The organism is Aeromicrobium massiliense JC14, assembly GCF_000312105.1.
Taxonomy (GTDB): Bacteria; Actinomycetota; Actinomycetes; order Propionibacteriales; family Nocardioidaceae; genus Aeromicrobium; species Aeromicrobium massiliense.
Genome location: NZ_HE978636.1, coordinates 206,635 through 214,679 on the forward strand (window position 1 = coordinate 206,635; position 8,045 = coordinate 214,679).

The 8,045-nt window shown below is 74.5% G+C and carries 8 protein-coding genes; 3 read left to right on the plus strand and 5 right to left on the minus strand.

Features of this window, described 5'->3' with window-relative positions:
• Positions 1-55: 55 nt before the first annotated feature.
• The 3 genes from HGAM_RS01050 to HGAM_RS01060 all read right to left on the minus strand — a co-directional run bounded on the left by HGAM_RS01050 (position 56) and on the right by HGAM_RS01060 (position 3,390).
• Complete coding sequence (locus HGAM_RS01050) at positions 56-730, minus strand: fasciclin domain-containing protein (RefSeq protein WP_019143616.1); 675 nt, start codon at positions 728-730, stop codon at positions 56-58.
• A gap of 50 nt (positions 731-780) precedes the next feature.
• Positions 781-2,346, minus strand: coding sequence for a molybdopterin-dependent oxidoreductase (locus HGAM_RS01055; RefSeq protein WP_019143617.1), 1,566 nt, complete (start codon positions 2,344-2,346; stop codon positions 781-783).
• A gap of 78 nt (positions 2,347-2,424) precedes the next feature.
• A complete protein-coding gene (locus tag HGAM_RS01060) occupies positions 2,425-3,390 on the minus strand; it encodes a helix-turn-helix transcriptional regulator (protein ID WP_019143618.1) in 966 nt (321 codons plus the stop codon).
• 102 nt (positions 3,391-3,492) lie between these two features.
• Between HGAM_RS01060 and HGAM_RS01065 the strand changes: the two genes are divergently transcribed.
• From HGAM_RS01065 to HGAM_RS01075, 3 genes are all read left to right on the plus strand, one after another.
• Positions 3,493-3,909 carry a VOC family protein gene (locus HGAM_RS01065; RefSeq protein WP_019143619.1) on the plus strand — a complete coding sequence of 139 codons (417 nt, stop codon included), beginning with the start codon at positions 3,493-3,495 and terminating at the stop codon, positions 3,907-3,909.
• 139 nt (positions 3,910-4,048) lie between these two features.
• Complete coding sequence (sigK, locus tag HGAM_RS01070; protein ID WP_049798157.1) at positions 4,049-4,642, plus strand: ECF RNA polymerase sigma factor SigK; 594 nt, start codon at positions 4,049-4,051, stop codon at positions 4,640-4,642.
• Complete coding sequence (locus HGAM_RS01075; RefSeq protein WP_019143621.1) at positions 4,639-5,358, plus strand: anti-sigma factor; 720 nt, start codon at positions 4,639-4,641, stop codon at positions 5,356-5,358. The genes sigK and HGAM_RS01075 overlap by 4 nt, the downstream gene beginning before the upstream one ends.
• Here HGAM_RS01075 and HGAM_RS01080 read toward each other — a convergent pair.
• Together HGAM_RS01080 and HGAM_RS17130 are read right to left on the minus strand one after the other, a co-directional pair.
• A complete protein-coding gene (locus HGAM_RS01080; protein WP_019143622.1) occupies positions 5,355-6,674 on the minus strand; it encodes a M20/M25/M40 family metallo-hydrolase in 1,320 nt (439 codons plus the stop codon). The genes HGAM_RS01075 and HGAM_RS01080 overlap by 4 nt on opposite strands.
• A partial coding sequence (locus HGAM_RS17130) for an MFS transporter (protein WP_019143623.1) occupies positions 6,671-8,045 on the minus strand: 1,375 nt, incomplete at its 5' end. The genes HGAM_RS17130 and HGAM_RS01080, both read right to left, overlap by 4 nt.

The following is an 8,045-nucleotide window of genomic DNA, read 5'->3' on the forward strand; positions in this document are numbered from 1 at the left end:
GCCGCGCACGAACCGGCCCCGTCCTGGAGGGAACGGGGCCGGCTCGCGCTCGGGCTCACATGGGGGGCATGAGCACCGAGTCGACCAGGTAGACCGTGGCGTTCTGGGTCATGACGCCGCCACAGACGACGTTGGCCTTGTCGGCACCGACGGTCAGCGCGTCGGCCTCGCCCTCGACCGTGACCTCCGCGCCGTTGGCGGTCTTGTGGGTGCCCGCGACGTCGGCGGGAGCCAGGCGGCCCGGGACGACGTGGTAGGTCAGGATCGACTCGAGCGTCTTGGCGCCCTCGGGCGTCTTCAGCGTCTCGAGCGTCTTGGCGTCGATCTTGGCGAACGCGTCGTCGGTCGGCGCGAACACGGTGAACTCGCCACCGTTGAGCGTGTCGACGAGGTTCACGTCGGGGTTGAGCTGGCCGTTCACCGCGGCGGTGAGGGTCTTGAGCAGCGGGTTGTTGCTGGCCGCGGTGGTGACCGGGTCCATGGCCATGCCCTCGACCGAGCCGGCACCGTCCGGCACCTGCTCGGCGTAGTCGGCGCAGCCGGCGCCGACGAGGTCGGCGGCCGGGTCCATGCCCTCGGACTCGGTCATCTCCTCCGACGGCGTGGCCGACGAGGACGAGCTGCTCGAGGCGTCGGAGTCGTCCGAGCCGCAGGCCGCGGTGAGCAGACCCAGCGAGCTGACCAGGGCGACCCCGGCGACGACGTTCTTGAGGCGGGTGGTGGTGCGCATGATGCGTTCCTCTCGTGGTGACTTGGCTGGTTCGTGCTGCCCCGGGTCGTTCACTCCACGGTGAACCGGACGCTGTGCCGGCCGGTGGAGCCGTTCGGGCGGGGTGGGACCCGATCGGAGGTCTGGGTGTTGCCGTCCGCGTCGGTGGTGCGGACGGAGATCGTGTGGGCGCCGGGCGTCGCGTCGGTCCAGCGCCAGGACCACTGCCGCCAGGTGTCGACGGTGTCCTGGGGGGCGAGCCGCGCCCGCTGCCACGGGCCGTCGTCGACGCTCACCTCGACGGTGGCGATGCCGACGCCCTGGGCCCAGGCCACGCCGCCGGCGACGACGCGGTCGCGCGGCACCTGCTCGAAGGCGCGGGGGACGTCGACGCGGGAGGAGAGCTTGATCGGCGCCTGCTCGTCCCAGTCGCGCTCGGTCCAGTAGGCGGTGAAGTCGGCGAAGCGGGTGACCTCGATGTCGACCAGCCACTTCGTCGCCGACACGTAGCCGTACAGGCCGGGGACGACCATGCGGGCGGGGAAGCCGTGCTCCAGCGGGAGCGGCTCGCCGTTCATCCCGACCGCGACGAGGGCGTCGCGTCCGTCGGTCACGGCGTCCAGCGGGGTGCCGATGACCATGCCGTCGGCGCTGGTCGACTTGAGCGCGTCCGCCCCGCTCTTGACGCCGGCCTGCTCCAGCAGGTCCGCCAGCGGCACGCCGATCCAGGTGGCGTTGCCGACGTACGGGCCGCCGACCTCGTTGGAGACGCAGGTGAGCGTGATGCGGCGCTCGACCAGGCGCTGCGACAGCAGGTCGGCGAAGTCCAGGTCGAGCTCGTTCTCCACCTCGCCGTGGATGCGCAGCCGCCAGGTGTCGGCCGGCACGTCCGGCACGGTCAGCGCGGTGTCGACGCGGTAGAAGTCGCGGTTCGGGGTCAGGTAGGGGCTGATGCCGTCGATCGGGTCCAGACCCGTCGGGAGCGGCCCGGCCGCGTCCGCGGGGCGGGGGATCCTGATGCCGGCGCGGGAGGCGGCGGCCCGCGCTCCCCCGGCGACCCGGGTGAGCACGCCGCCCAGCACGCCGACCGCGGCGGTGCCCATGACGGTCAGCACGAACGCGCGTCGGTCGAACCCGGAGCGGACGTCGTCGTCGCGGCGCGAGGCCGGGACCCGCGCGGCGGCGGCCAGGGGCGCGGTGCGGCGCAGCAGGAGGTGGAGCGAGACCGCGGCGACCACCAGGGTCGTGACGGGGGCGAGCAGCGTCAGCGCCCGGGACGCCGCGGTCGTGCCGTCGGTCAGCGTGGCGAGGACGGCCAGCAGGCCGACCGTCACGACGATGCCGAGCGCGACGCGCCGGTGACGCAGGCCGATGACGCCGGCGGCGGCCGCGACGAGCGCCAGGACGACCGAGGCGCCGGCCAGAAGCACCGTCTTGTCGTTCTCGCCGAACGTGCGGATCGCGTAGTCCTTGAGCGGTCCGGGGGTGCGCTCGATCACCGCGTTCCCGACGGCGACCAGCGGCGACGGCCCGTTGGTCAGCGCGGCGACGCCGGTGCCCGCCAGGACGCCGGCACCGGCCGCGAGCACCCCGAGGGCGGCGGCGACGGCGGAGAGCCGGACGGTGGTGGCGTTCATGCCCCTGATTCGGGGCGGTGGTCGGGCCGGATGGGTCGGTGGCGGAAAAACTTCTGCAGAACTTGTGCAGGTGGGTCCTCAGCGCCCGGCCGCGCGGGCGTACCGCGCGCCGAGGAGGGCGAACGCGTCCCGCAGCTCGGCGGGACCCACGACCTCGAGCTCGGCGTCGAAGCGGCCGAGCGAGGCGGCCAGCGCCGGCCACGACCACGCCCCCGCCACGAGGCGGCAGCGATCGGGCCCGAGCGGCTCCACGAGCCCGTCGCCCACGAACGGCGCGACCGCGGACACCGGCAGGTGCAGCACGACCTCGCCCCGGCACGGCCAGTCCTCTCCCGTGCCGCTCCCCCGGAACCGTGCGGTGACGAAGGCCGCGACGTCCCCGCCGGGCACCGTCCGTGGGGTGAAGCGCGGACCGTTCGGCGTCCGCAGACGCACCCGGTCGACGCGGAACGTGCGCCAGTCCTCACGGTCCAGGTCCCAGCCGAGCAGGTACCAGCGGCCCGCCCGGGCCACGAGGTGGTGCGGCTCGACCCGCCGAGCCGGCCCGGAGACCGGGTCGGCTCCGGGCGGGTCGTGGTCCAGGCGCAACGACTCGCGGTCGCGGATCGCCCCGGCGATCCGGTCCAGCACCTCGGCGGAGGCATCAGCGTCGGTGCCGACCATTGCCGTGGTGGCCGCCTCCAGGGCGTCCGCCCGGCGCCGCAGCGGCGCAGGCATGACGTGACGCAGCGTCGCCAGCGCCCGCTGCGCCGCGTCGCGCACCTCGGCGCCGCTCGTGACCGCCGCACCGAGCGCCACGGCGAGCGCGACCGTCTGCTCCTCGTCCAGCAGCAGCGGCGGGAGCTCCGTGCCGGCCTCCAGCCGGTAGCCGCCCTCGAGTCCCCGGGTCGACCGGACGCGGTAGCCCATCTCGCGCAGCCGCTCCACGTCGCGACGCACGGTGCGCGGGCTGACGTCGAGCCGCTCGGCGAGCACCGGACCCGGCCAGTCGCGCCGGGCCTGCAGCAGTGACAACAGGGCCAGCAGGCGGGCGGACGTCGACATGCGTCCATCCTCGCCCACCAGCGGACAGAACCTGACCGCATTGACCACCACAGTCGTCCCGAGGCGTCCGACCAGCGGGCGCCCGGTTCCCCAGGAGTCCTCATGACCGTCGCCGTCGTCCCCCACCTGAACTTCCGTGGCGAGGCCCGCGCCGCGCTCGAGCACTACCGCGCGGCCTTCGGCGGCGACCTCACCGTGACCAGCTACGCCGACGCCGGCGCCGTCCAGGACCCGGCCGAGGCCGACCAGGTGATGTGGGGCCAGGTCGTCGCGCCGAACGGGTTCACCGTCATGGCCTACGACGTCCCGTCGTCCCGCCCCTGGTCCCGCGGCGAGGACCCGTTCTTCGTGTCCGTGCGCGGTGACGACGTCGCCGAGCTGACCGCCTGCTGGGAGCGGCTGGCCGACGGCGCGACCGTCCGCCAGCCGCTGGCCCCCGCGCCGTGGGCCGCGGCGTACGGGATGCTCACCGACCGCTTCGGCGTCACCTGGGTGATGGACGTGCTGACCGCGTCCTGACCGCGCCGGGCGGCACCGACCTCGGTGCCGCCCGGCCCGCTTGTCCGGGAGTGCGGGGACGAACACACTGGTCCCACCCATCCGACGAGGCGTCCGCGCCGAATCCGAGGTGAGTGCCCCCGAGACCCCGGAGACCGTGATGCCCACCCCCGACCCCGGCCCGCGCAGCCTGCGGGCCGTCGCGTCCGACGCGACGCCGTCCCCGGACACGCTGCTCGAGCGCGTCGCCCGCGGCGACGAGAAGGCGTTCGCGGCGCTCTACGACGAGCTCGCCCCGGCGGTGCTCGGACTGGTCCGTCGCGTGCTGCGCGACCCCGCCCGCTCCGAGGAGGTCGCCCAGGAGGTCTTCCTGCAGGTCTGGCAGAAGGCCCAGCGCTTCGACGCCTCCCGCGGACGGGCCCGGACCTGGGTGCTCACGCTCGCCCACCGGCGCGCGGTCGACGCCGTCCGTCACGACCAGGCGGCGTCCGACCGCGACCGCCGCTACGACTGGACCGGTCCCGAGCACGACCAGGTCGTCGAGGAGGTGACGACGCGGCTGGAGCACGAGCAGGTGCGCCGCTGCCTGGGCTCGCTCACCGACCTGCAGCGCGAGGCCGTCAACCTGGCGTACTACCGGGGCTACACCTACGCCGAGGTGGCGTCCCTGCTCGACGCCAACCCGGCGACCGTCAAGACCCGCATGCGCGACGGACTCATCCGCCTGCGCGACTGCCTGGGGGTGCCCGCATGACCATCGACCCGCACCTGCTGAGCGGCGCCTACGCGCTCGACGCCCTGGACGACGAGGAGCGACGCGCCTTCGAGCAGCACCTGGACGAGTGCCCCGAGTGCGCCGAGGAGGTGCGCGGCTTCGCGGACACCGCGGCCCGCCTGGGCGATGCGGCCTCCGTCGCCGTGCCCGACCACCTGCGCGCCGCCGTGCTCGACCAGGTCCGCCGGACGCCGCAGGAGCGCCCGGCCGTCGTGCCGATGCGCCGCCGCCGGCGTCTCGCCGGCTCGCTGGCCGCGGCGGCCGTCGCAGCAGCCGTGCTGGGCGGGGTCACGGTCTACGCCGTGGACCAGCACCAGCAGGCCGAGCAGCTGCGCGTGCAGCAGTCCGAGGTGAGCCGGGTGCTGGCCGCGCCCGACGCCGAGCTCGCCACGACCGCCGTGCGCGGGGGCGGCACGGTCAAGGTCGTGGTCTCCGCCGACGCCGACCGGGCCGTCATGGTCCTGGCTGATCTGCCCGAGCTGGGCGACGACCGGGACTACCAGATGTGGACCCAGGTCGGCGACGAGATGGTCAGCGCCGGCGTCGTCCCCCGCGACGAGCAGGGCGCCGTCGGCACCCACGTGATGGAGGACGTCGCCGACGTGTCGGCCGTGGCCCTCACCGTGGAGCCGGCCGGCGGCTCGGACGGCCCGTCGTCGGACCCGATCGCGCTGGTCGAGACGCCCGGCGCCTAGGCGTGCCGGGTGATGAGCCCGCGGAAGAAGGCGATGCCGCGCTCCAGGCTGTCGACGCGCAGGTGCTCGTCGGCGGCGTGGATCGCGTCGCGCTGCTCGCGGGTCATGTCGAACGGGCTGAACCGGTAGACGGCGTCACTGATCCGCGTGAAGTGCCGGCTGTCGGTGCCACCGGTCTGGACGTACGGCACCGGCGCGGCCCCGTCGAGCTCCTCGACGATCACCTTCGTCAGGAGCGCGAACGCCTCGTTGTCGGTGCGTGAGACCGGCGGCGGGTTGGCCCCGCGTGCGGACGCGATCTCGACGTCCAGGCCCTCGAGCAGGGACGTCAGGCGCTCGGTGAGCTGCTCGATCGTGTCACCGACGGCGAGCCGGACGTTCACCGTCGCCCGCGCCTCCTGCGCGAGGACGTTGGACGCCGGGCTGCCGGACAGCCGCGTGACGGCCATCGTCGTGCGGGCGATGGCGTTGGTCTCGGGCCCGAGCCGCCCGAGCAGCATCGCCATCGGCCGGTTGACCTTGTCGGCGCGACGCAGCACCGCGCCCATCGGCGCCGGGGTCAGGTCGGCCAGGTGACGCATCATCTCGACCACGGGCTCGCTCAGCCGGGCGGGCGCGGGGTTCTCCTCGAGCCGCACGATCGCGCGGGCCAGCCGGGCGGTGGCCCCGTCGCGGGGCGGCGTGGACGCGTGCCCGCCGGCCCCTCGGGCGAGGAGCTCGACGTCCACCGTGCCCTTCTCTACGATCGCGATCATCGCGGTCGGGCCCTTCACGCCGGGGAACGCGCCCTCGACGACGGCACCGCCCTCGTCGTTCACCAGCCACGGCCGGACGCCGCGCTGCTCCAGGTGGTCGACGACGCGTCCGGCGGCGTCGCCGAACACCTCCTCGTCGTCGCCGAAGGAGAGGTAGACGTCGTGCGCCGGGACGACGTCCGCGGCGAGCATCTGCTCGACCGCCTCGGCCACCGCGACCAGGTGTCCCTTGTCGTCCAGCGCACCGCGGCCCCACACGGCACCGTCGACGACGGCACCGTCGAACGGGTCGCGCCGCCATTGCTCGGCCGGGGCCGGCACGACGTCGTAGTGGGCCATGAGGACGATCGGCTTCTCGGCGGACGTCCCCGGCCAGCGGAACAGCATCGAGCCGCCGACCATGGTCAGCTCGAGCCGCTCGTGCAGCAGCGGGTAGAGCCGGGCGAAGGTCTCGCGGAAGCGGACGAACTCGGCCTCGTCGCGCTCGTCGGCGGCCGAGACGGTGCGGCACGAGATGAGCTCGGCCAGGTGCTCGGCGGCGGGGGTGGTGCGCTGGGTCATCGCAGGACCTCCGTGACGGCGGCGGCGTCCGGGTCGGCGAACGCGAGCCGCGGGACGAACAGGAGCAGGACGGTGGCGACCACGGCGGTGGCCGAGCAGACGATCCACACGGTGTAGTAGCCCGACAGCGACCCGGCGGTGTGGTCGGACGCCACCGTCCCGGCCTCGACGGCCAGGGCGACGCCGAAGACGCAGGACGCGAACGAGCCGCCGACCGTCTTGGCCGTGTTCGTGAGGCCGGTCGCGACCCCGGCGCGTCCCTCGGGGGCGGCCGCCGCGGCGGCGGCCGGCAGCGCGGCCACGAGCGCGCCGGACCCGATGCCCGCGACGACGATGCAGGCCAGCACCTGGGCGACGGAGTCGTGGAGCGGCACCAGCGCGGCGTAGCCGACGGCGACGAGCCCGGTGGCGCCGATGAGGCACGCGCGGGGCGCCACAGCCTGCGACACCCGGCCGAACAGCAGCGCGCCGACGAGCAGCGACATCACGTAGCCGCCGATGATCGGGGCCACGCTGGAGGAGTCCAGCCCGAGCCCGAACCCGTACTTCTCGGGATCGGTCTGGGCGAAGGTCGACAGCGGGATCTGCGCACCGAGGACGCTCACGCCGAACAGCAGCGCCGTCGCCTGGACCGGCCACATCGCCGCCTGCCGCATGACCCGCAGGTCGATGAGCGGGTCGGCGGTGCGCAGCTCGTGCCGCGCGAACGGCACCAGCACCGCCAGGCCCGCGACCATGGCCACCCACGGCCACGGCGAGTCGGCACCGAAGAACCGGACGAGCGACAGACCGCCCGTCACGGCCAGCAGGCTCACGCTGATCAGGCCCAGCCCGACGCCGTCCAGCACGCCCTCGGTGCGCACGTGGTCGCTCTCGACGTAGCGGTGGACGACCACGACCACGGCGGTGGTGAGCACCGCCGGCACGGCGAGCACGATCCACAGCGAGTCGGTCAGGCCGGTGAAGAGCCCGGCGCTCAGCGCGCCGGCGATCGCACCGGCCTCGAGCGCGGCGACGATGACGCCGGTCGCCCGGCGGGTGGCGGCGGCGCGGTCGGGCCGGCCGATGCTGCGCCGGTAGATGAGCGCGACCTCGAGCGGCAGCCAGACGGTGAAGACGCCCTGGAGCGCCCAGAAGACGAGGTAGGCCGGGAAGCTCGAGGAGAGCGCGATGCCCCAGGTGGCGACGGCGGTGACGACGGCGGCGACCAGCAGCAGCCGCTGGTGCCCGACGAGGTCGCCCAGCTTCGACAGCGCCGGCACCACCAGCGCCGACACCAGGAGCTGGGCCGCCTCCAGCCAGTTGATGTCGGCGTCGGTGACGTCGAGGTGGCGGGCCACGTCGGTCGCCAGCGGCGTGTAGTAGCCCTGC

Coding starts and splice junctions, on each gene's coding strand:
- HGAM_RS01050 (WP_019143616.1), bottom strand. CDS start 730: ATGCGCACCACCACCCGCCTCAAGAACGTCGTCGCCGGGGTCGCCCTG.
- HGAM_RS01055 (WP_019143617.1), bottom strand. CDS start 2,346: ATGAACGCCACCACCGTCCGGCTCTCCGCCGTCGCCGCCGCCCTCGGG.
- HGAM_RS01060 (WP_019143618.1), bottom strand. CDS start 3,390: ATGTCGACGTCCGCCCGCCTGCTGGCCCTGTTGTCACTGCTGCAGGCC.
- HGAM_RS01065 (WP_019143619.1), top strand. CDS start 3,493: ATGACCGTCGCCGTCGTCCCCCACCTGAACTTCCGTGGCGAGGCCCGC.
- sigK (WP_049798157.1), top strand. CDS start 4,049: ATGCCCACCCCCGACCCCGGCCCGCGCAGCCTGCGGGCCGTCGCGTCC.
- HGAM_RS01075 (WP_019143621.1), top strand. CDS start 4,639: ATGACCATCGACCCGCACCTGCTGAGCGGCGCCTACGCGCTCGACGCC.
- HGAM_RS01080 (WP_019143622.1), bottom strand. CDS start 6,674: ATGACCCAGCGCACCACCCCCGCCGCCGAGCACCTGGCCGAGCTCATC.